Consider the following 26,952-nt stretch of genomic DNA (forward strand, 5'->3'; position numbering starts at 1 on the left):
GTTGAGCGGCGCCAGCGGCACCGCTGCCTGGGTCAAAAGGCTGCCTATTGACCCTCGAAATCGGGAAATTGCTGCCCCGCGTTGAAAAAACGGCTGAGGCTGCAAACAGTAAAGTCTGACAGTGCCCTGCGTGAAGGCGCCGCATTATAACCAGCGTTCTGCCCTTGGGGGGTACTGCGCCGGTGGTTGTAGGACGCGGGTTCGCTGGCGGTGGAGGAAAAATCTGCTAACAATGCACACGGTGCGTATAACGGCAGCTACGCCATAATGCGCGCCGAGATAAGAGGAGCATCTAATGAGCAGCACTGCACAAACTGCTGAAGGCGAAAAAATTCTCATCGTTGACGACGATCCGGGGCTGAGCAGCCTGCTGGAACGTTTTTTCAACTCCAAGGGCTACCGTGCCCGCGCGGTGCCGAACACCGAACAGATGGACCGCCTGTTGGGGCGCGAAGTGTTCAACCTGGTCGTACTCGACCTGATGCTGCCCGGCGAAGACGGCCTTACCGCCTGCAAGCGCCTGCGCGGTGCGAACAACCAGATCCCCATCATCATGCTGACCGCCAAGGGCGATGAGCTGAGCCGCATCAAGGGCCTGGAACTGGGCGCTGATGACTACCTGGCCAAGCCGTTCAACCCTGACGAGTTGATGGCCCGGGTCAAGGCCGTATTGCGTCGCCAGGCACCGCCGGTACCGGGCGCGCCAGGCAGCGAAGACGAGAGCGTCACCTTTGGCGAATACGAGCTGTCACTGGCGACCCGCGAACTCAAGCGTGGCGAAGAAGTGCACATGCTGACCACCGGCGAGTTCGCCGTGCTCAAGGCATTGGTGATGAATGCTCGCCAGCCGTTGACCCGCGACAAGCTGATGAACCTGGCCCGTGGCCGCGAATGGGACGCCCTGGAGCGCTCCATCGACGTGCAGATCTCGCGTCTGCGCCGGATGATCGAGCCGGACCCGGCCAAGCCGCGGTACATCCAGACGGTGTGGGGCGTGGGTTATGTGTTTGTGCCGGATGGCACTGCAACCAAGTGACCGATGACTTGCAGGGGCGGGCATCCCGGCGTTTGACTCCATGAGGGTCGACGGGATGCCCGGCGTCTGCAATTCTGCGAGCGCCGCTCGTTCCTGCAAGGTGTTTAGCTGTCTCCTATGAAAACCCCGTTGTGGTTCCCGCAAAGTTTCTTCTCTCGCACCCTTTGGCTGGTGCTGATCGTCGTTCTGTTTTCCAAGGCGCTCACGCTGGTTTATCTATTGATGAACGAAGACGTGCTGGTAGACAGGCAGTACAGCCACGGTGTCGCCCTGACACTGCGTGCCTACTGGGCCGTTGACCCTGAAAACCGCGAAAAGGTAGCAAAGGCTTCGACGCTGATTCGAGTCGACGGCGCTGGTGTGCCCGAAGGTGAGCAGCATTGGCCTTACAGCGAGATTTATCAGCGTCAGATGCAGGCTGAGCTGGGAGAGGACACCGAGGTGCGCCTGCGCATGCATGTTTCACCTGCACTCTGGGTCAGGGCTCCGAGTCTGGGAGATGCCTGGATCAAGGTGCCCCTTTACCCCCATCCGCTGCGCGGGCAAAAAATCTGGAACGTGTTGGGCTGGTTCCTGGCCATCGGTTTACTTTCAACCGCGTCCGCGTGGATTTTCGTCCGACAGCTCAACCAACCGCTTAAACGCCTGGTGTTTGCCGCCCGCCAACTCGGGCAGGGGCGCAGTGTGCGCCTGCCGATCAGCGATACGCCCAGTGAGATGACCGAGGTGTACGGTGCCTTCAACCAGATGGCGGAGGATGTCGAACAGGCCGGGCGCGAACGCGAGCTGATGCTGGCGGGCGTGTCCCATGACTTGCGCACGCCGCTCACGCGTTTGCGGCTGTCCCTGGAGTTGATGGGCAACCATAACGACCTGACCGACGACATGGTGCGCGACATCGAGGACATGGACGCGATTCTCGATCAGTTCCTGGCGTTTATCCGCGATGGCCGTGATGAGGTGGTGGAGGAAGTCGACCTCACGGACCTGGTGCGTGAGGTGGTAGCGCCCTACAACCAGAATGGCGAACAGGTGCGCATGCGCCTGGAGCCGATCCAGCCGTTTGCATTGCGTCGGGTGTCGATGAAGCGCCTGTTGAACAACCTGATCGGCAACGCCTTGCATCACGCGGGTTCAGATGTGGAAGTGGCCGCCTATGTGTCCGGCGACAGCACGGCGCCCTATGTGGTGTTGAGCGTGATGGACCGTGGTACGGGCATCGACCCGGCGGAGCTGGAAGGTATTTTCAACCCATTCACCCGTGGCGACCGTGCGCGGGGCGGCAAGGGTACGGGGCTGGGGCTGGCGATTGTGCGGCGAATTGCTTCGATGCATGGCGGCAATGTTGAGCTGCGCAACCGCGAAGAAGGCGGCCTGGAAGCGCGGGTGCGCTTGCCGCTGGGCTTGATGCTGCCAAGGGATGCGGTCTAAAAAACAACAGCAACCCAATGTGGGAGGTGGCTTGCCTGCGATAACGGTGTATCAGTTAACAAATGGGTTGCTGACCCACCGCTATCGCAGCGATGCGGCGACCCGACAAGCCAGCTCCCACAGGTTTTTTCGGTGGGTGGAAGGCCGGGTTGTATCAGCCCTTGCCCTTGGTCCGGGTCATATTCGGCCCACCATTCTTCTCCAAATGCTGAATGATGATCCCCGCCACATCCTTGCCGGTGGTGGTCTCGATCCCTTCCAGGCCCGGTGATGAGTTTACCTCCATCACCAGCGGGCCGTGGTTGGAGCGCAGGATATCCACGCCCGCCACTGCCAGGCCCATCACTTTGGCGGCCCGCAGCGCGGTCATGCGCTCTTCCGGGGTGATCTTGATCAGGCTGGCACTGCCGCCACGGTGCAGGTTGGAGCGGAACTCCCCTGGCTTGGCCTGGCGCTTCATGGCTGCGATCACCTTGTCGCCGACCACGAAGCAGCGGATATCCGCACCGCCGGCTTCCTTGATGTATTCCTGCACCATGATGTTCTGCTTGAGGCCCATGAACGCCTCGATCACCGACTCGGCGGCAGTCGCCGTCTCACACAGCACCACGCCGATACCTTGGGTACCTTCGAGCACCTTGATCACCAGCGGTGCGCCGTTGACCATCTCGATCAGGTCGGGGATGTCATCGGGGGAGTGGGCAAAGCCGGTCACCGGCAGGCCGATACCCCGGCGCGACAGCAATTGCAGGGAGCGCAGCTTGTCCCGCGAACGGGCGATGGCTACCGACTCATTGAGCGGGAACACGCCCATCATTTCAAACTGGCGCAACACCGCGCAGCCGTAGAACGTCACCGAAGCGCCGATCCGCGGGATCACCGCATCAAAGCCTTCCAGCGGTTTGCCCCGGTAGTGGATCTGCGGCTTGTGGCTGGCAATGTTCATATAGGCACGCAACGTGTCGATCACCACCATTTCATGGCCACGTTCGGTGCCGGCCTCGACCAGGCGGCGGGTGGAATACAGACGCGGGTTTCGCGACAGCACAGCAATCTTCATGCAGCACCTGGGGCAGAAATAGTAGAGACCGGGAACACCGGCTTGTCTTGAACGTACTTGACGCCGGGGTTGACCACCAACTGGCCGTCAATCAGCGCCTTGGAGCCCAGCAACAGGCGGTAACGCATGGCCTTGCGACAGGCCAGGGTGAATTCCACCCGCCATACTCGGTCACCCAGTGCCAGGGTGGTGCTGATTACATACCGCACCTGCGCATGGCCGTTGGAGCTCTTGATAGTTTTCATCGTCACCAGGGGCGCTTCGCAGCGACGATGGCGCAATTGCACCACGCTGCCCAGGTGCGCAGTGAAGCGCACCCACTTCTCACCGTCGCGCTCAAAGGGCTCGATATCGGTGGCGTGCAGGCTCGAGGTGCTGGCACCGGTGTCGATCTTCGCGCGCAGGCCAGCCACTCCCAGGTCGGGAAGGGCCACCCACTCGCGCAGACCCACAACGGTCAAATGGTCAAATGTCTTCAATATGGGTAACCGGTCAGTTCGCCCAGGCCTGAGGGGAAACCTCGGCCAGGGCTTTGAATGCAGGCCTGGCGAACCAGTAGCCCTGCATCAGAAATATTCCGCAGTCGGACAGAAAGTCGCGCTCGCCGGCACTTTCGATACCTTCGGCAATGACAGTAACGCCCAACTGCTCACAGATTGTGACAATCCCCTGGACAATAACCTGCCGGACACGATCCTGGTCTACATCGCGAATCAGCGCCATGTCGAGTTTGATCAAGTCGGGTTGGAAATCGGCCAGCAGGTTCAGCCCCGAATAGCCGGCGCCGAAGTCATCGATGGCGGTCTTGAAGCCGAATTCGCGGTATTCACGCAGAATATTGGTCAAATGGCGATAGTTATCTACATGCTCGTTTTCAAGGGTTTCGAAAATCAACCGATCCAGCGGGAAATTATGCGCACGGGCCGACTCCAGCGTGCTGCGAATGCACAGCTCCGGCCGGTACACGGCATTGGGCATGAAGTTGATCGAAAGATAGCTTTGCATTCCCAACGCGGCGGCCCCCGCAATCGCCTGAGTACGGCAGCGTTGGTCAAAGCGATAACGGTTGCTGTCGTTGACCTGGTCCAGCACCGACAACGCCCCTTCACCGTGAATACCGCGCACCAATGCTTCGTGGGCAAAAATCGACCGGTCGCGAAGGTCTACGATAGGCTGGTAGGCGAAGGAAAAATCGAAACCCAAGTCTTCGCTTTGCTGGCAACCTACGCAACGCTGGTTGGGCGAGGTGAGTGAGGTGGGAAAGTCGGTCACAGCGTATCCTCGCGAAAACAGGGGGTGTCTGGCGTATCTTAGGTGAGGCTTGGGATTTATGCGTTGAAGGGGTTCAACGGTAAAGTTGCGACATTTTTCAGAGCGAGGAATTCAAGTGGCTCAAAAGCAGGAAGAGGAAGAAAAGGTCCGTTTGGACAAGTGGTTGTGGGCGGCGCGATTTTATAAAACCCGTGCCCTGGCCAAGGCGGCCATCGAGAGCGGCAAGGTGCACCATCGCGGCGAGCGCTGCAAGCCGGGCAAGGAACCGCGCGTCGGAGACGAGCTGCAGATTCGTACAGGTTTTGACGAAAAGACTGTGGTGGTGCAGGCACTGTCTGTAGTGCGTCGTGGCGCGCCTGAGGCGCAGGCGCTGTATGCCGAAACCGAAGCCAGCATCGCAAAACGCGAAAATGCGGCGGCTATGCGTAAGGCTGGCGCAACCGGCATGACCACCGACGGCAAGCCGAGCAAGAAGCAGCGGCGTGATCTGTTCAAGTTTCGCGGCAGCGGCAATGATGATTGATGACACGGATCTTCCTTCAAAAGGAGATCAAAAATGTGGGAGCTGGCAAGCCAGCTCCCACATTAGGGCTGCGGTGTTACGCGGCTATGCGCATGACACTCAACCGCCCGATGACTGGCAGCTTCCCGAGCAACCCGAAAACCGGCGCCGTCACCCGTATCAGCAACCCCGACACCTTTGCCGCAAACGGCGTGTAATACCCCCACCCCAGTGCCAGCAACGCCAGCAGCACTCCGCCGATGTAGTCGTCCTGGCCCCAATGTGCGCCCGCCACCAGCCGCGGCATCATGAACAACAATGCCAAGCCCCAGATCACCACTACTTGGGTGAAACGCTGGGCAAACACCGTCATGAACATGCCCCAGATCAGCAGAACCGACGCATGATCGCCCGGGAAGCTCTGGCTGGAACGATCCTTCAACTCCCAGGTTTTCTCCAGGCCCGGGAAATAATCGCTCATATGAATCGCGCCGCTGATCACCATCGACGGGCTGTTGTGCTGCCAGCCCATTTGCGCCGTGAGCTTGGAAAACAGCATACGGATAAACAGCAACAGCAGCAGAATGCTGAGGAAACCGAAGAATGCCTGTCGCACCTGAATGGCCTTGAACACCCAGTCGCCGCGAATCAGCAGTGCCAGCAAAATCACCCCAACCACGGCATCAAACGGTCGCAAACTGGCCACCGCCCACACATGCAACCATGTCGAATTGCTTGCCAATGGGTCATTAAGCAGATGAAACAGCCATTCGTCGAAAACCACACACAGCATCTGTCCCGTGGGCCACAGCCAAAAACACAGCAGCCCGATAGCGACTAGATTGCAAAAGGCCCACCCCCGGAGGTTCCACCTGGCTTGGAACAAACCCGGATTGTTCATAAACTGTCCCTCTTCGCTCTGTAAAAACGCACCAAAAAGGTGCCAAAGCGTTTAATTCTATAAACCTTGTAACCAATTTGTCATCAATTCAGATACCCAGACCTATGACTGATCTACCGGATACCGACTTCACCCAACGCTTCATCTTCGATGAGAACGACGCCCGCGGCGAACTGGTCTCGCTGGAGCGCAGCTATGCCGAAGTCCTTGCCAAGCACCCCTATCCGGAGCCGGTTGCGCAACTGCTCGGTGAGCTGATGGCGGCGGCCTCGCTGCTGGTAGGCACCATGAAGTTCGATGGTTTGCTGATCTTGCAGGCCCGTTCCGAAGGCCCGGTGCCGATGTTGATGATCGAGTGCTCGAGCGAGCGCGAAATCCGTGGCCTGGCCCGTTACGAAGCGGACCAGATCGCCCCGGACGCGACCTTGTCAGACCTGATGGCCAATGGCGTGCTGGCGATCACCGTCGACCCGACCGAAGGCCAGCGTTACCAGGGCATCGTCGACCTCGACGGCGAAACCCTATCGGACTGCTTTACCAACTATTTCGTGATGTCCCAGCAGGTCGGCACCAAATTCTGGCTCAACGCTGACGGCAAGCGCGCCCGTGGCCTGCTGCTTCAGCAATTGCCGGCTGACCGCATCAAGGACGACGATGAGCGCACCGACAGCTGGCGAAAACTGACCGCCCTGGCCGGCACCCTGACGGCTGAAGAACTGCTGGGCCTGGATAACGAAACCATCCTGCATCGCCTTTACCACGAAGAAGCCGTGCGCCTGTTCGACGCCCAGGGCCTGCGCTTCCGTTGCAGTTGTTCACGTGAGCGCTCGGCCAACGCCTTGGTTAGCCTGGGCCTTGAAGATGCGCAGCAATTGGTGGTGGAACATGGCGGCAATATCGAGATCGACTGCCAATTCTGCAACCAGCGCTACCTGTTCGATGCGGCCGATGTAGCCCAATTATTCGCCGGCGCAGGCATCGACACCCCCTCCGACACCCGCCACTAAAACGTTTAAGCACAGGTAAATCACCTGACAAACGCCGGATTAGCGCAGTTCTGACGGGAGGACCCTACTCTTTTTGGGCTTTTCTGGCATAATCCGGCCCACTTTTTTCGCGGTAGTAGTGCGCAACTTTCTACTACAAAACGTTTGGAGCACTCGGCCATAGGCCGACGGGGAACCTCATGACGCAAGCCAATAACGCCGTATACACCGATCTGAGTGTTGACGATCTGGTCAAAGAAGCCCTGCAGCGCGGTGAAGGCGTGCTTGCCGATACTGGCGCGCTGGTCGTAGAAACCGGTCACCGCACCGGTCGTTCGCCGGTTGACCGTTTCATCGTTGAAGAGCCTTCCACCCAGGACGCAATCGCCTGGGGCCCGATCAACCGCAAGTTCCCGGCCGACAAGTTCGATGCCCTGTGGGCTCGCGTCGAGGCATTCAACAACGCGCAAGAGCATTTCGTTTCCCATGTTCACGTAGGGGCTGCAGAAGACCACTACCTGGCCGTGAAAATGACCACCCAGACTGCCTGGCAGAACCTGTTCGGTCGTTGCCTGTTCATCAACCCGGCCCAGTACAACCCAGCCGGCCGTGATGAGTGGCAAGTGCTTAACGTCGCCAACTTCGAATGCGTGCCAGAGCGTGACGGCACCAACTCCGATGGTTGCGTGATCCTCAATTTCGCCCAGAAAAAAGTGCTGATCGCCGGCATGCGTTACGCCGGTGAAATGAAAAAAGCCATGTTCTCGGTGCAGAACTTCCTGCTGCCGGCCGCCGACGTGCTGCCAATGCACTGCGCCGCCAACATTGGCGAAGCAGGCGACGTGACTCTGTTCTTCGGCCTGTCGGGCACTGGTAAAACCACCCTGTCGGCTGACGAAAGCCGTTACCTGATCGGTGACGACGAACACGGCTGGGGCGAAGGCGTGGTGTTCAACATCGAAGGCGGTTGCTATGCCAAGTGCATCGACCTCTCCGAGAAGAACGAGCCGGTAATCTGGAAAGCCATCAAGCACGGCACCGTGCTCGAAAACGTGGTGATCGACGATGCCAAGCACGCCGACTACACCAACGTCAGCCTGACCCAGAACAGCCGCGCCGCCTACCCGCTGGAGCACGTTGCCAAGCGTTCCGAGAAGAACCTGGGCGGCGAGCCAAACGCTGTGATCTTCCTGACCTGCGACCTGACCGGCGTACTGCCGCCCGTCTCGATCCTCAGCGAAGAACAAGCGGCCTACCACTTCCTGTCCGGCTACACCGCTCTGGTGGGCTCGACCGAAATGGGTTCGGGCAGCGGCATCAAGTCGACCTTCTCCACCTGCTTCGGCGCGCCGTTCTTCCCACGCCCAGCCGGTGAGTATGCAGAACTGCTGATCAAGCGTGTGCGCGGCTTCGGCTCCAAGGTTTACCTGGTCAACACCGGCTGGACCGGCGGCGGCTACGGCGTCGGCAAGCGCTTCAACATCCCGACCACTCGCGGCGTGATCGCAGCGATCCAGAGCGGCGCGTTGATCGGTGCACAAACCGAACACCTCGACACCATCAACCTCGACGTGCCTTTGGCCGTACCGGGCGTTGATACCGGCCTGTTGAACCCGCGTAACACCTGGGCTGACAAGGCTGCCTACGACGAAGCGGCGAAAGCGCTGGCTGGTCTGTTCATCGAGAACTTCAAGAAGTTTGAAGTGAGCGATGCGATCAAGGCGGCCGGGCCTAAGTTGTAAGGTTCGGTTGTTGTGAAAAAGCCGCCCTCCGGGGCGGCTTTTTTGTGGGCGACAGGTTAGATGGCGATATGCAAAACCACGGCGCCGACCAGCACTAATGCAACGCCCAGCACCTGCACCGCCGACAACCGCTCCTTGAAAAACACATACCCCAGAATCGCCGCAATCCCGCCGGACAATGTACTGATCACCGTCACCACCGAAACCGAGCCCGTCATCGCGCCCCAGGAAAACGCCGAGAACCCGCCGAGGTTCATCAGGCTCGCACCGGTCAAGGTTGCGCAGTTTTTCAACGGCGGGATCTTCAGGCCGTCCTTGATCTTCAGCACCATCACCACCAGCACGCACAGGCCCACCAGGTAACCCAGCCACAACATGGTGATCGGCCCCAGCGCCGGCAGCGTGTAGCGACCTTGCAACCAGAAGCTGGTGCCGTACAGCAAGGCGGCGAGCATGGCGTAGGCGATGGACTGGCGCGGGTTGTTGTGGGGCGTGCCGTTGTCCTTGTGGATGCTGGACAGGATCACGCCGATTACGCACAGGCCGATGCAGCCGAGTTGGATCAGGTTGATGTGTTCGCCACTGGCCCAGGACAGCAGGGTGGTCACTACGCCGTAAGACGTTACCAAAGGCGCAACGATGGCGGCTTTGCCCAGGGCGAAGGCCTTGGACAGCGCCAGCGCGCCGGAGACGGTGAGCAGGGCGGCGGTGATGCCCAGGAGCCAGACGCTCAATGGGGCATTCAGAGATTTGAACAGGAAGGCCGGGAAGATCACCAGCAACAGCGTCATGATCAAAAAGCCAAGGGCTTGGCCGAAATACACCGCGCGTTTAACGCCCACGGCTAGGGCGTTGAGGCCCACGAGAAAGTCCGTGCCGCCCCAGAGCAGGGCGGCCAGCAGGCCCATTATTACGTCCATGTAAGGTCCTTGTTGTTGTGTCAGCAACTTCAGTGTGGGAGCCGGGCTTGTCGAATCGTCGCACCGCCGCGATGCAGGCGACTCGGTCTGTCAGTAATACCGAGGTGATGCCATCGCAGGCAAGCCAGCTCCCACACCGGTATTCGGTGGTCTTGGGATCAGCTCAAGTTTTCCAGGGTTTGCGTATCCCAACTATGGGTCTTGATCGCCAGGTAGAGCATGCCGATGGTCAGCGGCACCTTATCGCCCCGGCCCTTGGCGCGGCGCTTGAGGAACACATCGAACACCGGCGGTTTGAAGTAACGATAAGCATCGTAGTCGCCCAAGTCGAGGGCAAACTCTTGCTCCATCGCTTCCATCAATTGCTTGGCCTCGGCGCCGTCGCAGCCGAGCTCGAGGTTGATCGAGGTTTCGAGGCGCAGGGTCTTGTGCTTCGGCAGTCCGATTTCTTCGTGCAACAGTTGCAGAAGCTGCTGCATCACGGGGTCTTCGGGGAAGTTGGGGGCCAGGTTCATGGTGGGGGCACGCAGGAGTGGGTGGGGGGGAGGATTGCGTTGGTGACGGAATTTGTTTCGGGTGAAAAAGAGACGGATGCCAATGATAAAGGCGAATGTCGGAAGACTGTCGAATTGTAATTCGCTCAGCCAGGAAGTGGCGACGATTAGAAGCATTGGTCCGGTGAGGATGAGGGCCAGTCCGAACCATTTTCTGAGCTCGGGATGCTTCAACTTACTATCGAGCAGGACAGTAAGGGCAATAAGAATGAGGAGCGAGCCCCAAGAGCTGTAGTCGACCATCGTTGAGTCCTTTCGATGTTCACGGTTTTTGCCGGGACAGTTGAGAGGTCACTAGTTTCGGTCATGTGAAGGGAGGTTATGTAGAGGGCTTGGCAGGTGTTTTGATCAGTTTGGGAAGAGGACTACACGGTGTTTGTCTGCTTCCCACAAAGCTTTCCGGCATTTGCGGTTTGACAGTGTTTTTTTTGGCAACACCCAGCCAATGTGGGAGCCGGGCTTGCCCGCGATGGCGGTGTGTCAGGCAATATTTCCCTGCCTGACACACCGCCATCGCGGGCAAGCCCGACTCCCACAGGTTTCCTGATCGTTCCCCCGCTCCTGCGTGGGAACGCCTCCCGTGACGCTCTGCGTCACCAATGCCCAAGCTTAAAGCCGTGCGCGGAGGTGGGACGCGGAGCGTCCCGGGCGGCATTCCCACGCAGAGCGTGCGGAACGATCAGTCAGAACGGCTTCAAGGGACGGCCATCGCCAATCCTACAGACGCGAAGCCGCATCCAGGTCCATCAACCCGCGTCCGTAGGCTTCGCTGTTGGCATAGATGCCCGTCCGATTGGCGGTGCTGAGCAAGCGTTCGCGAACCTGCTGCGGGGTCATTTTTTAGATCGTTCCCACGCTCCTGCGTGGGAATGCCTCCCGTGACGCTCTGCGTCACCAGTGCCCAAGCTTAAAGCCGTGCGCGGAGGTGGGACGCGGAGCGTCCCAGGCGGCATTCCCACGCAGAGCGTGAGGAACGATCAGTCAGAACGGCTTCAAGGGACGGCCATCGCCAATCCTACAGACGCGAAGCCGCATCCAGGTCCATCAACCCGCGTCCGTAGGCTTCGCTGTTGGCATAGATGCCCGTCCGATTGGCGGTGCTGAGCAAGCGTTCGCGAACCTGCTGCGGGGTCATTTTTTAGATCGTTCCCACGCTCCTGCGTGGGAATGCCTCCCGTGACGCTCTGCGTCACCAATGCCCAAGCTTAAAGCCGGGCGCGGGTGGCGGGACGCGGAGCGTCCCAGGCGGCATTCCCACGCAGAGCGTGAGGAACGCTCAGTCAGGACGGGGTCATGGGACGGTCGTCGACAGACTGCATGGGGATCAACTGGGCATAGAGGGTGGATGCCTTGACGATAGGCAGTGCATTTGCGGAGAAGTATTCGGGCGTTTCAAAGGCATGCACGGCCAGTTGCTCGGAGGTGGGTTTCGGCGGCGTTGCACAGCCCATCAGCAGCAAGGGCATTGCGAGGAGCAAAGAAAACGGTGGCATGCGAGACATTCACGACTCCTTGTCGGGGCTTGTAATCAAGCGTGCTACTGTCTGCATTTTTGCGCGGTCTTGCTGGTTTTCTCTGTATCAGTTTGTAGCGTTTATCCCCGACCTTTTACTGATCGCTGGTCTATGTTTTTGACTCGTTCAGCGGTCAACGGAGTGACAGCTTATGCACAACACCCTCCAACAGGTCTTTGGTTACCCACAGTTTCGTTTGGGCCAGGAGGCCGCGATCAGCGCGGTGCTGGCCGGTCGTTCGGCTGCCGCTATTTTCCCCACTGGTTCCGGCAAGTCTTTGTGTTATCAGCTGTCGGCGGTGCTGTTGCCGCACCTGACGCTGGTGGTGTCGCCGCTGTTGGCGCTGATGCAGGACCAGTTGGGTTTCCTGCAACGCCATGGCATTTGTGCTGGCAGTATCGATTCGGCGCAGAGCCGTGAAGATGCCAATGAGGTGATGGCCCGCGCGCGTTCGGGTGAGTTGAAGATTTTGATGATTTCCGTGGAGCGCTTAAAGAACGAGCGCTTCCGTAACTTCCTGCAAAGCGTACAGATTTCCTTGTTGGTGGTGGATGAGGCGCACTGTATTTCCGAATGGGGCCACAACTTCCGCCCGGACTATCTGAAGCTGCCGGACTACCAGCGCCAGTTCAATATCCCACAAGCGCTGCTGCTGACGGCTACAGCCACGCCCAAGGTGATTGCCGACATGCAGGCCAAGTTCGCCATTGCGCCGGATGATGTGATCACCACGGGCTTCTACCGGCCCAATCTCAACTTGTTGGTAGAGCCGGTGAGCGGCCACGACAAACGCCGGCGCTTGGTCGAGTGGATGAGCGCGCGGGCCAATCAGCCGAGCATCGTTTACGTCACGTTGCAAAAAACCGCCGAGCAGATTGCCGAACACCTGAACCGCAATGGCATCCAGGCCGAGGCGTATCACGCCGGGTTGCCCCACGATAAACGCGAAGGTATCCAACAGCGTTTCATGGGCGGGCGCTCCAATTGCATTGTTGCCACCATCGCGTTCGGCATGGGCATCGACAAGAGTGATATTCGCAACGTGATGCACTTCGACCTGCCCAAGTCTATCGAGAACTACAGCCAGGAAATCGGCCGCGCCGGGCGTGATGGACAGCCGTCCGATTGCCTGGTGCTGGCCAACCGCGACAGCCTCAATGTGCTGGAAAACTTTGTGTATGGCGATACGCCGGAGCAGGAGGGCATTCGCCGTGTACTGGAGGAGTTGCAGGCGGCGCGAAGCGAGGGCCAGTGGGAGTTCCTGCTGAGGTCGCTGTCGGACCACAGCAACATCCGCGAGCTGCCGCTCAAGACGCTGCTGGTGCAGTTGGAGCTCAAGGGTGTGATCGCACCGCGTTATGCGTTTTACGCCGAATACCGCTTCAAATACCTGATCGAGCCCGAGGCGTTGCTGGCGCGGTTTTCCGGCGAGCGGCAGCAGTTTGTCGCGGCGATCATCCAGGTATGTAAACGCGCCAAAACCTGGGCGACGGTGGATTTCGATGCGCTGTACCAACAGCACAATGCCGAGCGCAGCCGGGTGGTGAAGGCGCTGGACTACTTCCAGGAACAGGGCCTGATTGAGCTGGAAAGCAAGCAGATGACCGAGGTCTACAGCCTGCTCGATACCGACTTTGATCCACGGGTGCTGAGCGCCGAGTTATACACAGGCTTCAAGCACCATGAAGTGACGGAAGTGGCGCGGATCCACGCCATGCTCGAGCTTTTTGCTACCGAGCATTGCCTGGGGCAGCGTCTGGCCAAGTACTTTGGTGATGAAAATGCCCCTCAACGCTGCGGGCATTGTTCGGTATGCCACGGCCACGTCGCACATTTGCCGCCGCCGCCGAGTTTGCCGCCACTTGTGGATAAAAACTTCATGGGGCTGTGCGGTGATTTTATCCACAGGCATCATGAGCACACCATGAGCCTGCCAGAAGCGGAACGGCTGGCGCGGTTTCTCGGCGGTATCAGCGTGCCGCTGTTTACCAAGCTGAAGGCGCGGGGCATACCGGGTTTTGCTGCGCTGGAGGACTACCCATACGCCGAGGTGCGTGAGTGGGCGCAAGCCCACCTGAATGACCTGTAAACCCACTTTCCAGAGAACCGCCCATGCCTAACTCAATGCCGCAACGCGCCGACTACCGTCACTTCCAGCCGATCATCACGCGTTGGCACGACAACGATGTGTATGGCCATGTGAACAACGTCACTTATTACAGCTTTTTCGACACGGCGGTGAATACCTACCTGATTGAAGAAGGTGGGCTGGATATTCATGACGGTGAGGTGGTGGGGTTTGTGGTGAGTTCGGCGTGCGATTATTTCGCCTCGATCGCGTTTCCGGATCGCCTGGATATCGGCCTGCGGGTGGGCAAACTGGGTAACAGCTCGGTGCAATATGAATTGGCGGTGTTCAAGGCCGGCGAGGATGAAGCCTGTGCGGCGGGGCGCTTTGTGCATGTGTTTGTGGACCGGGCGTCAAACCAGCCGCTGGCGATTGCGGGGAAGTTGCGCGAGGCGTTGGAGCGGTTGGTGGTTTGAGGCCCTTTTTCATGCAATGAAAATCAAATGTGGGAGCTGGCTTGTTGGGTCGCCGCATCGCTGCGATAGCGGTGGGTCAGGATTAGATGTGCGTCCTGACCCACCGTTATCGCAGGCAAGCCAGCTCCCACAGGGGGCCAGCTGTGTTCTTTAGAACTTACCGATGACGGTAGTGATGCTTGTTCTTGCGATGCCCATAGGCATGCCCGCGTCCACGGTGGTCATCTCGATCGTAACGACGGTTGTCACGCCCGCGGTAGCGGCGGTCGTCGTCATCGCTCTTGTTGCCCATGTAGTTGCCCAGCGCGCCACCTGCACCACCGCCGGCTGCTGAGCCGACCAGTGCGCCGGTGCTGCCGCCCATGCTGCGGCCCACGACGTTGCCGCCGGCTGCGCCCAGTGCGCCACCAATGGCGGCTTCGCCACGGCTGCGTCTATCGGCACCCACCGCACTGCCGCCTGCGCCACCCAAGGCTGCGCCGATGGTGGAACCTGTGTTGCCGCCCAACTGCTGGCCGACAACCGAACCTAGAACCCCGCCCAATGCGCCGCCCACACCGGCTTCGGTGGTGCCACCGGCCATGGCTGCGCCACTGACCAGGCCAAGGGACAACAAGAGAATCGAGGAGAACTTCATAGAGAGACCTCAAGAGGATGACGGCGCGATCCTGAGGTTGTATCGAGGCGCTGACAATCGAAAACCGACCGGCGGTAGAGGTTGTATACAATTCGCTAAGTTGCTGTTTTGTATAGGGAACTTAAGTCGATTTTGTGAGTCTTTAGCTACTTCGGAAGGGCCGCTTTTATGCAAAAGCGGCCTTTTTTTGTGCCTGAGTAAAACTGCCGGCATTGTTCTCTTGTGGCGAGGGAGCAAGCTCGCGCTGGGTTGCGCAGCGACCCCAACATTATTACGGGCGCTACGCACCCGAGCGGGAGCAAGCTCCCTCGCCACGAGGGACTCTGCTTAGGCTGAACGGGCCATGATCAAGCCACTGTCGCTCGCCGCTTCCAGGCAAATCGCGACGAACTTCGACGTCGGCGTATGGCTGCCATCCCCGGTGCTTTCCAGCGGCACCAGCGGGTTCACTTCCGGGTAGTACGCCGCCGCCTGGCCCGCCGGAATATCAAACGCCAGCAAGGTGAAGCCCTTCACGCGGCGTTCGCGGCCATCTTCCCACAGCGACACGATGTCAGCCTTCTGCCCCGGCTTGAAGCCCAGGCGGATGATGTCGGCTTCGTTGACGAACAGCACGTCACGCTGGCCCTTGACCCCACGGTAGCGGTCGTCCAGGCCGTAAATGGTGGTGTTGTACTGATCGTGGGAGCGCATCGACTGCATGATCAGGTCCGGCACCCGGCCTGTGGCGTGGGTGCGTTCGTGGATCAGGTCTTTGGGCAGCACGTTCGGGCGGAAATTGGCGCGGCCCGACGGCGTGTTCCAGCGGCGTGCACCGGCGGAGTTGCCCAGGTAGAAACCGCCTGGGTGTTTGATGCGTTCGTTGAAGTCCTTGAAGCCTGGGATGGTATCGGCGATCAAGTCGCGGATGCGCCCGTAGTCGGCCACCAGCCAGTTCCAGTCCACCGGCTTGCTGCCCAACGTGGCGGCGGCAATCCCGGCCAGAATCGCCGGCTCGGACTTCATCAGCTTCGACAGCGGCTGCAACTGGCCATTGGAGCCGTGCACCATGCTGAACGAGTCTTCCACTGTCACGGCTTGCGGGCCGTCGGCCTGGATATCGATGTCGGTACGGCCCAGGCACGGCAGGATCAGCGCGTCTTTGCCGTGCATCAGGTGGCTGCGGTTGAGTTTGGTGCTGATCTGCACGGTCAGGTCGCAACTGCGCAGGGCTTCAAAGGTGCGCGGGCTGTCTGGCGTGGCTTGGGCGAAGTTGCCGCCCAGGCCGATAAACACCTTGGAGCGGCCTTCGAGCATGGCGTGGATCGCTTCGACCACGTTGTGGCCATTGGTACGCGGCACCTGGAACTGGAAGCGGCGCTCCAGCGAATCCAAAAACGCCACCGGCGGGCGTTCGTTGATGCCCATGGTGCGGTCGCCCTGCACGTTACTGTGGCCGCGCACCGGGCACAGCCCGGCGCCTGGGCGGCCGATGTTGCCGCGCAGCAGCATCAGGTTGGCGATTTCCTGGATGGTCGGCACCGAATGGCGATGCTGGGTAATGCCCATCGCCCAGCACATGATCACGTTTTTGCCTTTGGCGTACATGCGCGCCGCTTGCTCGATCTCGACCAGGGTGAGGCCGGACTGCGTGACGATTTCATCCCATGGGGTGTCGTCGATCTGGCCCAGGTACTCCAGCACGTTGACGCTGTGTTCATTGAGGAAGTCGTGGTCGAACACCGCCTCTTTGCCCTCGGCCTGGGCCTGGCGTTCCCACAGCAGCAGGAACTTGGCCATGCCGCGCAGGATGGCCATGTCGCCACCCAGTGCCGGGCGGAAGTACGCGGTGTTGGTCGGTTTGTCGCCGTTGGTGAGCATTTCCAGCGGGTGTTGCGGGTGCTGGAAGCGTTCCAGGCCACGCTCTTTGAGCGGGTTGATGCACACCACCTGGGCGCCACGTTTTACCGCTTCGCGCAGCGGCTCAAGCATGCGCGGGTGGTTGGTGCCGGGGTTCTGGCCCCAGACGAAAATCGCATCGGCATGTTCGAAGTCATCAAAGGTCACGGTGCCTTTGCCTACGCCCACGCTTTGCGCCAGGGCGACGCCGCTGGCTTCGTGGCACATGTTCGAGCAGTCCGGGAAATTGTTGGTGCCGTAGGCGCGCACAAACAGCTGGTACAGGTACGCTGCTTCGTTGCTGGCCCGGCCCGAGGTGTAGAACTCGGCCATGTCCGGGCTTGGCAGGGCGTTGAGGTGCTTGCCGATCAGGTCAAAGGCGGCATCCCAACTGATGGCTTTATAGCGATCTGTCTCGGCGTCGTAGCGCATCGGCTCGGTCAGGCGGCCCTGGTATTCCAGCCAGTAGTCACTCTGCTCCAGCAGTGCAGTCACGCTGTGCTTGGCGAAGAAGGCCGCGTCCACACGGCGCTTGGTGGCTTCCCAGTTGACCGCCTTGGCGCCGTTCTCGCAGAACTTGACCATGCCGCTTTCCGGCGAGTCGCCCCAGGCGCAGCCAGGGCAGTCGAAACCGCCGTTCTGGTTGGTCTTGAGCATCATGCGCAGGTTTTTCATGGCGTTGTCGCTGGTCAGCCAGGCCTGCGCCACGCTGATCAGTGCGCCCCAGCCGCCGGCCGGGCCTTTGTAAGGCTTGTAGCGCGGAGTCGGGGTTTGGTCGGCTTGGTGATGCAGGCTCATGGCTGGTTCTCCATCGCAGGGCTGTAGACCCGCGGCGCACTTTTCTGCGGCAGGTGGATGAGATTGAGGTTGTGCCGGCGCGCCCATTGCAGGGCCAGGCCGGTGGGCGACGACAGGCTGACCAGGGTCTGGATGCCTGCGCGCAAGACTTTCTGGATCAATTCGAGGCTGCAGCGGCTGGTGACAATGGCCAGGCCGCCGTCGGTCGGAATTTTTTGGCGGATCAGCGCGCCGATCAATTTATCCAGGGCGTTATGTCGGCCGATGTCTTCGCGGCCCATCAGCAACTCGCCCTGGTTATTCATAAAGATCGCCGCATGCACCGCGCCGCTGTACTGGCCCAGGGGCTGAAATGCGCTGATGCGTTGGCGCAGGCCGTCGAGCCATTCGGCGGGCGGCAAGGGCGCACCGGGCAGCACTTGCAGGTCCGGCAAGGCTTGTTCTACGGCCTCTACGCCGCACAGGCCGCAGCCGCTGGTGCCGGCCAACTGGCGGCGTTGCTGCTTGAGGTTCCAGAAGGCGCGGCTGGAAATCTGTACGTGAGCGTATTGGGCAGAGCCCGTGCCGCTGAGTTTTAGATCATATATATCGCTAACGTCGGCGATAATGCCGCTGCCGATGCTGAAGCCGACGATAAAGTCTTCCAAGTCGGTGGGCGTCACCAGCATCACCGCCTGGCTGATGTCGTTGTAGGCAATCGCCAACGCCACTTCTTCGGCCAATGCAGTGCTGGCAATTTCAGTGTGTTCCAGATTGCAAAACTGGTAGCTCTGGCTGGCGGCCGGCGCGGGCGTTTCGAGGGCAGGCGCCGCGCAGACTGGGCGCTTGGCGTTCATGGGGCAGTACCACCGAGGGAATGATCAATGTTTAGACTAGGCGCGACAAAGGGTCGCGTCTAATCGGCTGTACTGATCTATTGATAGATGGCGTCGATCAAGGCGCGTGTTGCGGGCTTATTCCTGGCAGCGCGCAGGCTAGCGTGTTTGGGTCTTTGGCGTGCCTGGAACCCAAGACTGCAGGACTGGTCTAGTCTTGGGCATCTGGAACTTAAACCCCAAGGAGAGCGCACCATGAGTATTTTTAGCTTTGTTAAGGAAGCAGGCGAGAAGTTGATTGACCTGTTGACGCCGGGTAATGCCAATGCTGGCGAAGAGTTGAAAAAGCATATCGAAGCGGTAGGGCTGGGTAACCCGAACGTTCACGCCACCGTAGACGGTGACAAGGTGACGATCACCGGTGAAGTTGCCAGTCAGGAAGAGAAAGAAAAAATCCTTCTGGCGGCGGGTAATATCGCCGGTGTTGCCAGCGTGGATGACCAGATTACTGTGTCCGGCCCCGCGGTCACGGCCGCTCGTTTTGTTGTGGTGAAGAAAGGCGACACCCTCAGCGCGATTTCCCTGGCGGTGTACGGCAATGCCAACCAGTACAACAAAATCTTCGAGGCCAACAAGCCGCTGCTTAAAGATGTAAACAAAATTTACCCAGGCCAGACACTGCGTATTCCTGAGTAATACACAGGCATAACTGTGGGAGCAGGTATATGTGGGAGCTGGCTTGCCTGCGATAGCATCACCTCGGTATCACTGATACACCGAGGTGCCTGCATCGCGGGCAAGCCCAGCTCTCACACTGGCCAGCTCCCACATTCACATTCCCACATTTACATTAGAGCCCGGCAATCAGATCTCGGTAATCATCGACTGCCGCAAACTCCCCTGTGTCCTTTGGCCCTTTCTTACTGTCCGGCTCTTTGACCGCCAGCAAATGCCCCACGCCAAACTCGCGCGCACTGCGCAGGATCGGCAAGGTGTCATCAATAAACAGGCTGCGGGCCGGGTCGAACTGGATGTCGGCTTGCAACGCATCCCAGAATTGCCGGTGTTCCTTGGCGAAACCGTAGTCGTGGGAACTGATCAACCGCTCGAAATACGGCGCCAGCTCAATGCGCTCCAACTTCAATGACAGCGAATCACGATGGGCGTTGGTGATCAAAATCACACGCTTGCCGGCCTGTTTGATCGCCGCCAGAAAGGTGTCCGCGTCCGGGCGCAGGGCGATCAGGTGAGCGGTTTCCAGTTTGAGTTCGCGCACCGGAATGTTCAGCTCGGCACTCCAGAAATCCAGGCAATACCATTGCAACTGTCCGGCGTTACGCTCGAACAGCGGCTGCAACTCCATGTCGGCCATGGCCCGGCTCACGCCGTGCAGTTGCGCGTAGCGCTGGGGCAGGTGCTCCATCCAGAAGTGGTTGTCGAAGTGCAGGTCGAGCAAGGTGCCGTCCATGTCCAGCAGGACGGTGTCGATGGCGTGCCAGGGCAAAGAGGGCATGGGGCGTTCTCATGTAAGTAAAGATATCCGACACAGACAATCGGAAAAGCCACGGTATAGTAACCCGATCACGCCAAGGAGCCGCTTATGCGCCAGAAACCCACCGTCCTCGCCCGCGAAATAGTCGCCAGTAGCCGTTTGTTCCGCGTGGAGGAAGTGCAATTGCGCTTTTCCAATGGCGTTGAACGGACCTACGAGCGCCTGGTAGGCCGCGGTGCCGGTTACGGCGCGGTGATGATCGTGGCGATGATCGATGCCGACCACGCGTTGCTGGTGGAAGAGTACTGCGGCGGTACCGACGAATATGAATTGTCGTTGCCCAAGGGCCTGATCGAACCTGGCGAGGACGTACTGGCGGCGGCCAACCGCGAGCTCAAGGAGGAGGCCGGTTATGGCGCGCGCCAGTTGGAGCACATTACCGAACTGTCCTTGTCGCCTGGCTATATGAGCCAGAAAATCCAGGTGGTGCTGGCCACCGAGCTGTATGAAGAGCGCCTGGAAGGCGATGAACCTGAGCCCATGCGTGTGGAGCGCGTCAACCTGCGCGAGCTGTCGATGCTGGCGCAAAACGAGCAGTTCAGTGAAGGCCGTGCATTGGCGGCCCTGTATTTGGTACGAGACCTGTTGACCCAGCGTGGAGCTTTTGTCGCATGAGCGAACTGTTTTTAGGCCATCCGTTTATTGCCCCTGTGATCGAGCTGGCACGCCAGGCAGGTGAAGTCATCCTGCCGTATTGGCGTGCGGACGTAGCGGTCACCGCCAAGGCGGATGATTCACCGGTGACGGCGGCCGACCTGGCGGCTCACCATCTGATCCTGGCGGGCCTTACCGCTCTGGACCCGAGCATCCCGGTGCTGTCCGAAGAAGACGCCGATATCGACCAGAACGTGCGCGCCGGCTGGCAGCGCTGGTGGTTGGTGGACCCGCTGGATGGCACCAAGGAGTTTATTTCCGGCAGCGAAGAATTTACCGTCAACATTGCGTTGATCGAGCAAGGCCGCGTGGTGTTTGGCGTGGTGTCGATGCCCACCAGTGGCCGTTGCTACTTCGGTGGCGCGGGCCTGGGCGCGTGGCGCTCGGACGTGAGTGAGGCGCCCAAGCAGATCCAGGTACGCCAGACCCCGGCGGCCGGCGAGGCGTTTACCGTGGTAGCCAGCCGCCGCCATAGCAGCCCGGAACAGGAACGCCTGCTCAGTGGCTTGAGCGAAGGTTTGGGTGAGCTGAAATTGGCGAATATTGGCAGCTCGCTGAAGTTCTGCCTGTTGGCCGAAGGCAGTGCCGATTGCTATCCGCGTCTGGCGCCGACGTCGCAGTGGGACACGGCCGCAGCCCAGGGTGTGCTGGAAGGGGCGGGTGGTGAAGTGTTGGAGTTGAGTGGCGCGCCGTTCAGCTATCCGGCGCGGGCTTCGTTGTTAAACCCGTTCTTTCTGGCGTTGCCGGCCAAGGCAGCGTGGCGCGAGCGCCTGCTGACCCTGGCCCGTTCTTAAGGCCACAACAGGTCAAAATGTGGGAGCTGGCTTGCCTGCGATAGCGGTGTATCAGTCGATAGTTGATTCGACTGACACTGCCTCATCGCAGGCAAGCCAGCTCCCACAGTTGGTTTTGTGTTGTGACGGTTAGCGGTGCAGGACGTATTGGCCAGTGAAGGCTACAGCCCGCTCCTCACTGCCCTCATTCACAATCCACGTCTCCAACGCCAACCGCGCCCGGCCATAGCGTTTGTATGTCGCCACAAAGCGCTTCCACACCTTGTCTTCCGGCGCCGCGCAAATAGCGATCGCATCCTGAGTCACTGGCAGTGGATAACTGATCTGCCCTTCCTGAATCACGATATGCCCGTCTTCGACACCTTCTTCGCGCAGTTTCAGGTGCAGCCAACCCCAACCCGCCAATACGGCGCCGCAATAGAGGCTGCCGCCAAACATGGTGCTCTTGTGGTTGATATTGGCCTGTAAGGGCAGGTGCAGCTGCAATTGGCTGTGTTGCCAGCCGAGCACCTTGAGGCCCATTTCCCGGGTGAGGGGGATGTCGTGGTGAAGGATCGATTCCAGGTAGCGGCTGTCGCGGTTCATGGCGGTCTCTTGGCGGGTCATTCGTCGTCGGCGCTGTGGCTGGCGCTGTCGGCGAAGTTCAGGCCGTGCTTGCGCAGTTTGTCGTGCAGGGTTTTGCGCGGGATGCCCAGGGCTTCGGCGAGGCTGCGCACCGAGCTGTGGGGGCGGGTCAGCTCGGCGGCGATCAGGCTTTTTTCGAACTGCTCGACCTGATCGCTCAAACCGCCAGAGGTTGACGTCAGCACGCCCGCGGCGGGGTTGTCCGCCGTGGCGTCCAGTGCCAGTTCCAGCCCAAGGGCAAAGCGCTCGGCTGCATTTTGCAGTTCGCGCACATTGCCCGGCCAGCTGTGGCGCAACAGCAGGGCGCGTTGGCCCGGTTGCAGCTCGTGCAACGGCAGGCCGTGGCGACTGCTGGCTTCGTCGGCAAAATGCTGGAACAACATCAGTGCGTCTTCACCGCGCTCGCGCAGTGGCGGAATGCGCAGCGGCGCGACGTTGAGACGGTAGTACAAGTCGGCCCTGAAGCGTCCCTGGTCGGCGGACTGGCGCAGGTCTTCCTTGGTGGCGGCGATGATGCGGATATCCAGCGGGATCAGCTGATTGCCACCCAAACGCTCGACCACTCGCTCCTGCAACAAACGCAGCAATTTGACCTGCACATCCAGGCTCATGCTTTCGATTTCATCGAGGAACAGCGTGCCGCCATTGGCGAACTCGAACTTGCCGATGCGGCGTTTCTGCGCGCCGGTAAAGGCGCCCGGCTCATGGCCGAACAGTTCGCTTTCGACCACCGATTCTGCCAGGGCGCCGGCGTTTATCGCCACAAACGGCCCGCTGCGGCGGCTCGACAGGTCATGCAGGGCGCGGGCTACCACTTCTTTGCCGGCGCCGGTTTCGCCGAGGATCAACACATCGGCGCGGGTTGCCGCCAGGGCGCCGATCTGCTCGCGCAAGCGCAGCATCTGCGGCGAATGCCCGACCAGGCGCGTGCTCAGTTGCTGGCGATCACTGAGGGCCAGGCGCAGGCTGCGGTTATCCAACACCAGGCGGCGCAAAGCCAACGCGCGGCGCACACTGTCGAGCAGGGCATCACTGGCGAACGGTTTTTCGAGGAAGTCATAGGCCCCGGCGCGCATGGCCTGCACCGCCAGCGGCACATCGCCGTGGCCGGTTATCAGCAGCACCGGCAGGTCCGGGTCCTGGCCGTGCAGTTCAGCCAGTAGCTCCAGGCCGTCCATGCCGGGCATGCGGATATCGCTGACCACCACGCCCGGCCAATCGCGGGACAGGCGCGCCGTGAGGCCCGTGGCTTCGCCCAGAGTCAGGACTTTCAGCCCGGCCAGGTCCAGGGTCTGGCACAGAGCCTGACGCAAGTGTGGATCGTCGTCGATCAACACCACCTGGATCTGGTTATCGATACTCATACACTGCGGTCCTCGGACGGTTGCAGACTCACGCCCGGCGAGCCGGCACGCAATTTCAGGGTTAACAGTGCGCCACCTTCCTTGTGGTTGGCGAACAACAATTCGCCGCCAAAGGCACGCATCAAGGTGTCACAGATCGCCAGGCCCAACCCCAAACCCTGGGTGCGGGTCTTGGTGGTGTAGAACGGCTCGCTGGCGCGGCCCAGGGCTTCCATGCAAAAACCTGGGCCGTTGTCGCGAATGTACAGGTTGACGCCCTGTTCGGTGGTTTGGGCACTCAGCCACAGTTTGCGCGGCGGGCCTTTTTCGGTGAGGGCGTCGAGGGCGTTGGCCAGCAGGTTGCCGAGCACCTGGCGCAGGCGGGTTTCGCCGGCTTGCACCCACAAGGTCGCCTCGGGCAAGTCGCGGATCAACTCGACTTCCATCGAGCGCCGCCGTTTGGCCAGCAACGCCAGGGCATCGTCGAGTGCCGGTTGCAGGGCTACGCTTTCCGGGGCGTGGCGGTCGCGGCGGGCGAAGGCGCGCAAGTGCGCGATGATCGAGGCCATGCGCCCGGTCAGTTCGCTGATCAGCTTGAGATTGCCACGGGCGTCGTTGGTACGTTCGTGGTCGAGCAGGATCTCGGCGTTTTCCGCGTAGCTACGGATCGCCGCCAGCGGCTGGTTGAGTTCGTGGCTGATACTCGCCGACATGGTGCCCAGCGCCGACAGCTTGCCGGCCTGCACCAGGTCATCCTGGGCGCGCACCAGTTCCTGCTGGGCGTGCTCACGCTCCAGCACCTCCTGTTTGAGGCGGCGGTTAAGGCCTTCGAGGTCGCTGGTGCGCTCGATCACACGCGCTTCCAGTTCGCGGCGGGCCTCGGCTTCGAAGGCGATGCGCTCCAGGTAGTGGCGACGGCGCTGCATCATCAAACCCAGCAGCAACATCAGCACCAACAGCGTCGCGCCGCCAACGGCCACTACGGTGCGCACCGGGCGATTGATCAGCGAGCGCGGTGCAAGAATTTCCACGGTCCAGCCGGTCTCGGCGATGGCCGTGGATTGGCGCAGCCATGCCGTGGTGCTCAACGCCAGCGGTTGCGGGTCGCGGGTCGGGTAGGGCTGGATGGCGATGATTGCCTGACGCTCTTGCGCCGTGAGCGGCCGGGTCGCCCGGAAGCGCCATTGCGGGCGTGAGGTGAGGATGACCACGCCGTTGTGGTCGGTCACCAGCAGTTGCTCGGGGGTTTTGCCCCATAGGCTTTCGGTGTGGTCCAGGTCAACCTTGACCACCAGCACGCCAATTATTTTGGCGCCATCGCGTACAGCGGCGGCGAAGAAGTAGCCGCGTTTGGCCGAGGTGGTGCCCAGGCCGAAAAACCGTCCCAGGCGCCCGGCCATGGCTTCGCTGAAATAGGGCCGGAACGAGAAGTTACGGTCGACAAAACTGTCCTGCTTGTCCCAGTTGGAGGCGGCGAGGGTCTTGCCGGTGGTGTCCATCAGGTACATCACTTCCACCCCGGCCTGGGCGGCAACGTCCTTGAGCAGCAGGTTGGCGTTGGTCAGGTTGGCACTGACCTGCGGCGCATCCAGCGCGGTGCGCAGGGCCGGCAAGTCACCGAGGATCTGCGGCAGCACTTCATAGCGGTGCAGGGTGCCGAGGAGGTTGGCGACGTACAGGTCGAGGGTCTGACGGTTTTGCCCGGCCAGTTCGCTGCGGTAATAGCGCTCGGCCAGATGCTCCAGCGGCCACAGCAGCGGTGCCAGGCACAACGCCAATAAGGCGAGGCTGCGCCAGCGAGGTCTACGCGGGAGGGGTGGAGTCATGGGAGTCATGCGCCTGTGGGAACAGGCGCATTATGCCTAGGGCCGGCGTGCAAGGCACTCGCCGGTCATGCAAACAGATCGGCGTCTGCCAATGCCTTGCCGTTCTGATCCTTGGCGGACAAGGTCGGTGCGCCCTCAAACTGCCAGTCAATATTGAGTTCCGGGTCGTCCCAGCGAATACAACGCTCTGCCGAAGGCGTGTAGTAATCGGTGGTTTTGTAAAGGAACTCGGCAGAGTCGCTGAGCACCACAAAACCATGGGGTCGAGGATCAATACTTCGGGCAACTCCGTAGCGATCACACTCATCGGTTGCACTCGCCGGGTGAACAGGTCGTGTGATCAAAACCTTATGCGATCAGGTCTTTTGGGTCGGTATTGCCCAGGCGCTCGCCTTGATAGCTGCCGTCCTGGACCCTGCGGCACCAGTCCAGGTTATCGAGGTACCACTGCACGGTTTTGCGCAGGCCGGTTTCAAAGGTTTCTTCCGGAACCCAGCCCAGCTCGTTTTCGATCTTGCTCGCGTCGATCGCGTAGCGCTGGTCGTGGCCTGGGCGGTCTTTGACGAAGGTGATCAGGTCGGTGAACTTCTCCACACCGGCCGGGCGTTGTGGCGCCAGTTCTTCGAGCAGGCCGCAGATGCCGCGTACCACGTCGATGTTCTTTTGCTCGTTGTGACCGCCGATGTTGTAGGTCTCGCCGACCACACCTTCGGTGACCACTTTCAACAAGGCGCGGGCGTGGTCTTCGACGAACAGCCAGTCGCGGACCTGCAGGCCGTCGCCGTAGACCGGCAGTGGCTTGCCGGCGAGGGCGTTGAGGATGACCAGCGGGATCAGTTTCTCGGGGAAGTGGAACGGCCCGTAGTTGTTTGAGCAGTTGGTCAGCAGCACCGGCAAGCCATAGGTGCGCTGCCAGGCGCGGACCAGGTGGTCGGAGGCGGCTTTACTGGCCGAATACGGCGAGCTGGGTGCGTAAGGCGTGGTTTCGGTGAACAAGTCATCCACGCCGTGGAGGTCGCCGTACACTTCGTCGGTGGAAATATGGTGGAAACGGAACGCGCTCTTGGCCGGTTCTTCCAGGGTCTGCCAATAGGCGCGGGTGGCTTCCAGCAGGCTGTAGGTGCCGACGATGTTGGTCTGGATAAAGTCCGAGGGGCCATCAATGGAACGGTCGACGTGCGACTCGGCGGCCAGGTGCATGATGGCCTGCGGCTCAAAGCGCGCCAGCACGGAGCTGACGGCGGCCTGGTCGATGATGTCGGCCTGCACGAACTCATAGCGGCTGTTGGCGGCGATGCTGGTGAGTGACTCCAGGTTGCCGGCGTAGGTGAGTTTGTCCAGGTTGAGCACTTCGTGCTCGGTGTGTTGAATCAAGTGACGAACCAGGGCAGAACCGATGAAGCCGGCGCCGCCGGTGATGAGAATGCGCATTCAGAGAGCCTTTTTTCCAAGACAGACATTAAGCCAGAGCATAGCTTGAGTTACGCGGCGGGGCGGCGCAAGCATACTCGGGTGAAGAAGGGTTGCCTTGATCGCCTGCGCGAGTTGGGTTTCCATGCTGCGGACCGG

25 protein-coding genes and 2 pseudogenes are annotated in these 26,952 nt (G+C 60.5%); 10 read left to right on the forward strand and 17 right to left on the reverse strand.

The genetic code is table 11. The annotated features are described in order from the left end of the window. Window positions 1–295: 295 nt before the first annotated feature. Entirely contained in the window at window positions 296–1,036 is a 741-nt protein-coding gene (ompR, locus tag HX790_RS14010) for a two-component system response regulator OmpR (protein ID WP_017135366.1), read from the forward strand. Window positions 1,037–1,153: 117 nt separating this feature from the next. After that, window positions 1,154–2,467 (forward strand): ATP-binding protein, encoded by a 1,314-nt coding sequence (locus tag HX790_RS14015; RefSeq protein ID WP_017135367.1) that lies wholly within the window; start codon window positions 1,154–1,156, stop codon window positions 2,465–2,467. Between the two features lie 154 nt (window positions 2,468–2,621). Here the strand turns inward: HX790_RS14015 and rimK are convergent, their stop codons facing one another. From rimK to HX790_RS14030, 3 genes are read right to left on the reverse strand one after another with little or no spacing between them, the layout of a single operon-like run. Further along, window positions 2,622–3,527 (reverse strand): 30S ribosomal protein S6--L-glutamate ligase, encoded by a 906-nt coding sequence (gene rimK / locus HX790_RS14020; RefSeq protein ID WP_003171022.1) that lies wholly within the window; start codon window positions 3,525–3,527, stop codon window positions 2,622–2,624. After that, window positions 3,524–3,988, reverse strand: coding sequence for an ATP-dependent zinc protease (locus HX790_RS14025; protein ID WP_169986753.1), 465 nt, complete (start codon window positions 3,986–3,988; stop codon window positions 3,524–3,526). Before HX790_RS14025 ends, rimK begins: the two co-directional genes overlap by 4 nt. A gap of 31 nt (window positions 3,989–4,019) precedes the next feature. Then, window positions 4,020–4,799: an EAL domain-containing protein gene (locus HX790_RS14030; protein ID WP_169986658.1), complete on the reverse strand. Its 780-nt coding sequence runs from the start codon at window positions 4,797–4,799 to the stop codon at window positions 4,020–4,022. Between the two features lie 115 nt (window positions 4,800–4,914). On the opposite strand from HX790_RS14030, the gene HX790_RS14035 reads away from it, so the two are divergent. Further along, on the forward strand, window positions 4,915–5,322 hold the full coding sequence (locus tag HX790_RS14035; protein ID WP_017135369.1) for an RNA-binding S4 domain-containing protein: 408 nt from the start codon (window positions 4,915–4,917) through the stop codon (window positions 5,320–5,322). A 76-nt stretch (window positions 5,323–5,398) separates the two neighbouring features. On the opposite strand, the gene HX790_RS14040 is transcribed toward HX790_RS14035, so the two are convergent. Continuing rightward, complete coding sequence (locus tag HX790_RS14040; RefSeq protein WP_017135370.1) at window positions 5,399–6,202, reverse strand: phosphatase PAP2 family protein; 804 nt, start codon at window positions 6,200–6,202, stop codon at window positions 5,399–5,401. A 104-nt stretch (window positions 6,203–6,306) separates the two neighbouring features. Here HX790_RS14040 and hslO point away from each other — a divergent pair, with 104 nt between their 5' ends. Together hslO and HX790_RS14050 are read left to right on the forward strand one after the other, a co-directional pair. Continuing rightward, complete coding sequence (gene hslO / locus HX790_RS14045; protein ID WP_017135371.1) at window positions 6,307–7,209, forward strand: Hsp33 family molecular chaperone HslO; 903 nt, start codon at window positions 6,307–6,309, stop codon at window positions 7,207–7,209. A 179-nt stretch (window positions 7,210–7,388) separates the two neighbouring features. Next, window positions 7,389–8,930 carry a phosphoenolpyruvate carboxykinase gene (locus HX790_RS14050; RefSeq protein WP_017135372.1) on the forward strand — a complete coding sequence of 514 codons (1,542 nt, stop codon included), beginning with the start codon at window positions 7,389–7,391 and terminating at the stop codon, window positions 8,928–8,930. A gap of 56 nt (window positions 8,931–8,986) precedes the next feature. On the opposite strand, the gene HX790_RS14055 is transcribed toward HX790_RS14050, so the two are convergent. The 4 genes and pseudogenes from HX790_RS14055 to HX790_RS14075 form a co-directional block, all read right to left on the reverse strand. Then, a complete protein-coding gene (locus HX790_RS14055) occupies window positions 8,987–9,850 on the reverse strand; it encodes a DMT family transporter (protein WP_236447282.1) in 864 nt (287 codons plus the stop codon). A gap of 158 nt (window positions 9,851–10,008) precedes the next feature. Beyond that, window positions 10,009–10,365 (reverse strand): DUF1493 family protein, encoded by a 357-nt coding sequence (locus tag HX790_RS14060; RefSeq protein WP_017135374.1) that lies wholly within the window; start codon window positions 10,363–10,365, stop codon window positions 10,009–10,011. A 1,054-nt stretch (window positions 10,366–11,419) separates the two neighbouring features. Continuing rightward, window positions 11,420–11,542: pseudogene (locus tag HX790_RS14070) on the reverse strand (serine protease); the annotation flags it as partial. A gap of 142 nt (window positions 11,543–11,684) precedes the next feature. Then, window positions 11,685–11,906: a hypothetical protein gene (locus HX790_RS14075; protein WP_138453849.1), complete on the reverse strand. Its 222-nt coding sequence runs from the start codon at window positions 11,904–11,906 to the stop codon at window positions 11,685–11,687. Window positions 11,907–12,069: 163 nt separating this feature from the next. On the opposite strand from HX790_RS14075, the gene HX790_RS14080 reads away from it, so the two are divergent. Together HX790_RS14080 and HX790_RS14085 are read left to right on the forward strand one after the other, a co-directional pair. Continuing rightward, window positions 12,070–14,007, forward strand: a complete 1,938-nt coding sequence (locus tag HX790_RS14080; protein WP_176991696.1) for an ATP-dependent DNA helicase RecQ — start codon at window positions 12,070–12,072, stop codon at window positions 14,005–14,007. A gap of 23 nt (window positions 14,008–14,030) precedes the next feature. Next, entirely contained in the window at window positions 14,031–14,462 is a 432-nt protein-coding gene (locus HX790_RS14085) for a thioesterase family protein (protein WP_176991697.1), read from the forward strand. 157 nt (window positions 14,463–14,619) lie between these two features. On the opposite strand, the gene HX790_RS14090 is transcribed toward HX790_RS14085, so the two are convergent. From HX790_RS14090 to fdhD, 3 genes are all read right to left on the reverse strand, one after another. After that, window positions 14,620–15,099: a YMGG-like glycine zipper-containing protein gene (locus HX790_RS14090; protein WP_017135379.1), complete on the reverse strand. Its 480-nt coding sequence runs from the start codon at window positions 15,097–15,099 to the stop codon at window positions 14,620–14,622. A 327-nt stretch (window positions 15,100–15,426) separates the two neighbouring features. Then, entirely contained in the window at window positions 15,427–17,775 is a 2,349-nt protein-coding gene (locus tag HX790_RS14095; RefSeq protein WP_017135380.1) for an FdhF/YdeP family oxidoreductase, read from the reverse strand. Beyond that, on the reverse strand, window positions 17,772–18,611 hold the full coding sequence (gene fdhD / locus HX790_RS14100; protein WP_017135381.1) for a formate dehydrogenase accessory sulfurtransferase FdhD: 840 nt from the start codon (window positions 18,609–18,611) through the stop codon (window positions 17,772–17,774). Before fdhD ends, HX790_RS14095 begins: the two co-directional genes overlap by 4 nt. A gap of 234 nt (window positions 18,612–18,845) precedes the next feature. Here fdhD and lysM point away from each other — a divergent pair, with 234 nt between their 5' ends. After that, window positions 18,846–19,286: a peptidoglycan-binding protein LysM gene (lysM, locus tag HX790_RS14105; RefSeq protein ID WP_017135382.1), complete on the forward strand. Its 441-nt coding sequence runs from the start codon at window positions 18,846–18,848 to the stop codon at window positions 19,284–19,286. Between the two features lie 154 nt (window positions 19,287–19,440). Here lysM and yrfG read toward each other — a convergent pair whose 3' ends face one another. Then, entirely contained in the window at window positions 19,441–20,103 is a 663-nt protein-coding gene (gene yrfG / locus HX790_RS14110; RefSeq protein WP_017135383.1) for a GMP/IMP nucleotidase, read from the reverse strand. Window positions 20,104–20,190: 87 nt separating this feature from the next. On the opposite strand from yrfG, the gene nudE reads away from it, so the two are divergent. After that, the gene (gene nudE / locus HX790_RS14115) at window positions 20,191–20,757 is read left to right on the forward strand and encodes an ADP compounds hydrolase NudE (RefSeq protein ID WP_017135384.1); all 567 of its coding nucleotides are present in this window, start codon (window positions 20,191–20,193) and stop codon (window positions 20,755–20,757) included. After that, window positions 20,754–21,590, forward strand: coding sequence for a 3'(2'),5'-bisphosphate nucleotidase CysQ (gene cysQ / locus HX790_RS14120; RefSeq protein ID WP_017135385.1), 837 nt, complete (start codon window positions 20,754–20,756; stop codon window positions 21,588–21,590). The genes nudE and cysQ overlap by 4 nt, the downstream gene beginning before the upstream one ends. 129 nt (window positions 21,591–21,719) lie before the next feature. Here the strand turns inward: cysQ and HX790_RS14125 are convergent, their stop codons facing one another. The 5 genes and pseudogenes from HX790_RS14125 to rfbB form a co-directional block, all read right to left on the reverse strand. Next, window positions 21,720–22,175, reverse strand: coding sequence for a thioesterase domain-containing protein (locus HX790_RS14125; protein ID WP_017135386.1), 456 nt, complete (start codon window positions 22,173–22,175; stop codon window positions 21,720–21,722). A gap of 17 nt (window positions 22,176–22,192) precedes the next feature. After that, the gene (locus HX790_RS14130) at window positions 22,193–23,578 is read right to left on the reverse strand and encodes a sigma-54 dependent transcriptional regulator (protein ID WP_017135387.1); all 1,386 of its coding nucleotides are present in this window, start codon (window positions 23,576–23,578) and stop codon (window positions 22,193–22,195) included. Beyond that, window positions 23,575–25,383, reverse strand: a complete 1,809-nt coding sequence (locus tag HX790_RS14135) for an ATP-binding protein (protein ID WP_176991698.1) — start codon at window positions 25,381–25,383, stop codon at window positions 23,575–23,577. The genes HX790_RS14130 and HX790_RS14135 overlap by 4 nt, the downstream gene beginning before the upstream one ends. Window positions 25,384–25,448: 65 nt before the next feature. Next, window positions 25,449–25,643 (reverse strand): annotated as a pseudogene (locus tag HX790_RS14140) (dTDP-4-dehydrorhamnose 3,5-epimerase family protein); the annotation flags it as partial. A gap of 88 nt (window positions 25,644–25,731) precedes the next feature. Continuing rightward, window positions 25,732–26,814: a dTDP-glucose 4,6-dehydratase gene (gene rfbB / locus HX790_RS14145; RefSeq protein WP_017135390.1), complete on the reverse strand. Its 1,083-nt coding sequence runs from the start codon at window positions 26,812–26,814 to the stop codon at window positions 25,732–25,734. Window positions 26,815–26,952: the final 138 nt, after the last annotated feature.

It is taken from the genome of Pseudomonas sp. IPO3747 (assembly GCF_013385245.1).
In the GTDB taxonomy this organism is placed as follows: domain Bacteria; phylum Pseudomonadota; class Gammaproteobacteria; order Pseudomonadales; family Pseudomonadaceae; genus Aquipseudomonas; species Aquipseudomonas edaphica.

What these genes read in the sequence shown, in the direction of transcription:
- rfbB (WP_017135390.1), bottom strand. Translation starts at nt 26,814, where the DNA reads ATGCGCATTCTCATCACCGGCGGCGCCGGCTTCATCGGTTCTGCCCTG.
- HX790_RS14015 (WP_017135367.1), top strand. Translation starts at nt 1,154, where the DNA reads ATGAAAACCCCGTTGTGGTTCCCGCAAAGTTTCTTCTCTCGCACCCTT.
- HX790_RS14050 (WP_017135372.1), top strand. Translation starts at nt 7,389, where the DNA reads ATGACGCAAGCCAATAACGCCGTATACACCGATCTGAGTGTTGACGAT.
- HX790_RS14135 (WP_176991698.1), bottom strand. Translation starts at nt 25,383, where the DNA reads ATGACTCCACCCCTCCCGCGTAGACCTCGCTGGCGCAGCCTCGCCTTA.
- lysM (WP_017135382.1), top strand. Translation starts at nt 18,846, where the DNA reads ATGAGTATTTTTAGCTTTGTTAAGGAAGCAGGCGAGAAGTTGATTGAC.
- HX790_RS14040 (WP_017135370.1), bottom strand. Translation starts at nt 6,202, where the DNA reads ATGAACAATCCGGGTTTGTTCCAAGCCAGGTGGAACCTCCGGGGGTGG.
- nudE (WP_017135384.1), top strand. Translation starts at nt 20,191, where the DNA reads ATGCGCCAGAAACCCACCGTCCTCGCCCGCGAAATAGTCGCCAGTAGC.
- HX790_RS14075 (WP_138453849.1), bottom strand. Translation starts at nt 11,906, where the DNA reads ATGTCTCGCATGCCACCGTTTTCTTTGCTCCTCGCAATGCCCTTGCTG.
- HX790_RS14125 (WP_017135386.1), bottom strand. Translation starts at nt 22,175, where the DNA reads ATGAACCGCGACAGCCGCTACCTGGAATCGATCCTTCACCACGACATC.
- HX790_RS14095 (WP_017135380.1), bottom strand. Translation starts at nt 17,775, where the DNA reads ATGAGCCTGCATCACCAAGCCGACCAAACCCCGACTCCGCGCTACAAG.
- HX790_RS14130 (WP_017135387.1), bottom strand. Translation starts at nt 23,578, where the DNA reads ATGAGTATCGATAACCAGATCCAGGTGGTGTTGATCGACGACGATCCA.
- HX790_RS14080 (WP_176991696.1), top strand. Translation starts at nt 12,070, where the DNA reads ATGCACAACACCCTCCAACAGGTCTTTGGTTACCCACAGTTTCGTTTG.
- HX790_RS14085 (WP_176991697.1), top strand. Translation starts at nt 14,031, where the DNA reads ATGCCTAACTCAATGCCGCAACGCGCCGACTACCGTCACTTCCAGCCG.
- fdhD (WP_017135381.1), bottom strand. Translation starts at nt 18,611, where the DNA reads ATGAACGCCAAGCGCCCAGTCTGCGCGGCGCCTGCCCTCGAAACGCCC.
- HX790_RS14090 (WP_017135379.1), bottom strand. Translation starts at nt 15,099, where the DNA reads ATGAAGTTCTCCTCGATTCTCTTGTTGTCCCTTGGCCTGGTCAGTGGC.
- yrfG (WP_017135383.1), bottom strand. Translation starts at nt 20,103, where the DNA reads ATGCCCTCTTTGCCCTGGCACGCCATCGACACCGTCCTGCTGGACATG.
- ompR (WP_017135366.1), top strand. Translation starts at nt 296, where the DNA reads ATGAGCAGCACTGCACAAACTGCTGAAGGCGAAAAAATTCTCATCGTT.
- rimK (WP_003171022.1), bottom strand. Translation starts at nt 3,527, where the DNA reads ATGAAGATTGCTGTGCTGTCGCGAAACCCGCGTCTGTATTCCACCCGC.
- HX790_RS14055 (WP_236447282.1), bottom strand. Translation starts at nt 9,850, where the DNA reads ATGGACGTAATAATGGGCCTGCTGGCCGCCCTGCTCTGGGGCGGCACG.
- HX790_RS14060 (WP_017135374.1), bottom strand. Translation starts at nt 10,365, where the DNA reads ATGAACCTGGCCCCCAACTTCCCCGAAGACCCCGTGATGCAGCAGCTT.
- hslO (WP_017135371.1), top strand. Translation starts at nt 6,307, where the DNA reads ATGACTGATCTACCGGATACCGACTTCACCCAACGCTTCATCTTCGAT.
- cysQ (WP_017135385.1), top strand. Translation starts at nt 20,754, where the DNA reads ATGAGCGAACTGTTTTTAGGCCATCCGTTTATTGCCCCTGTGATCGAG.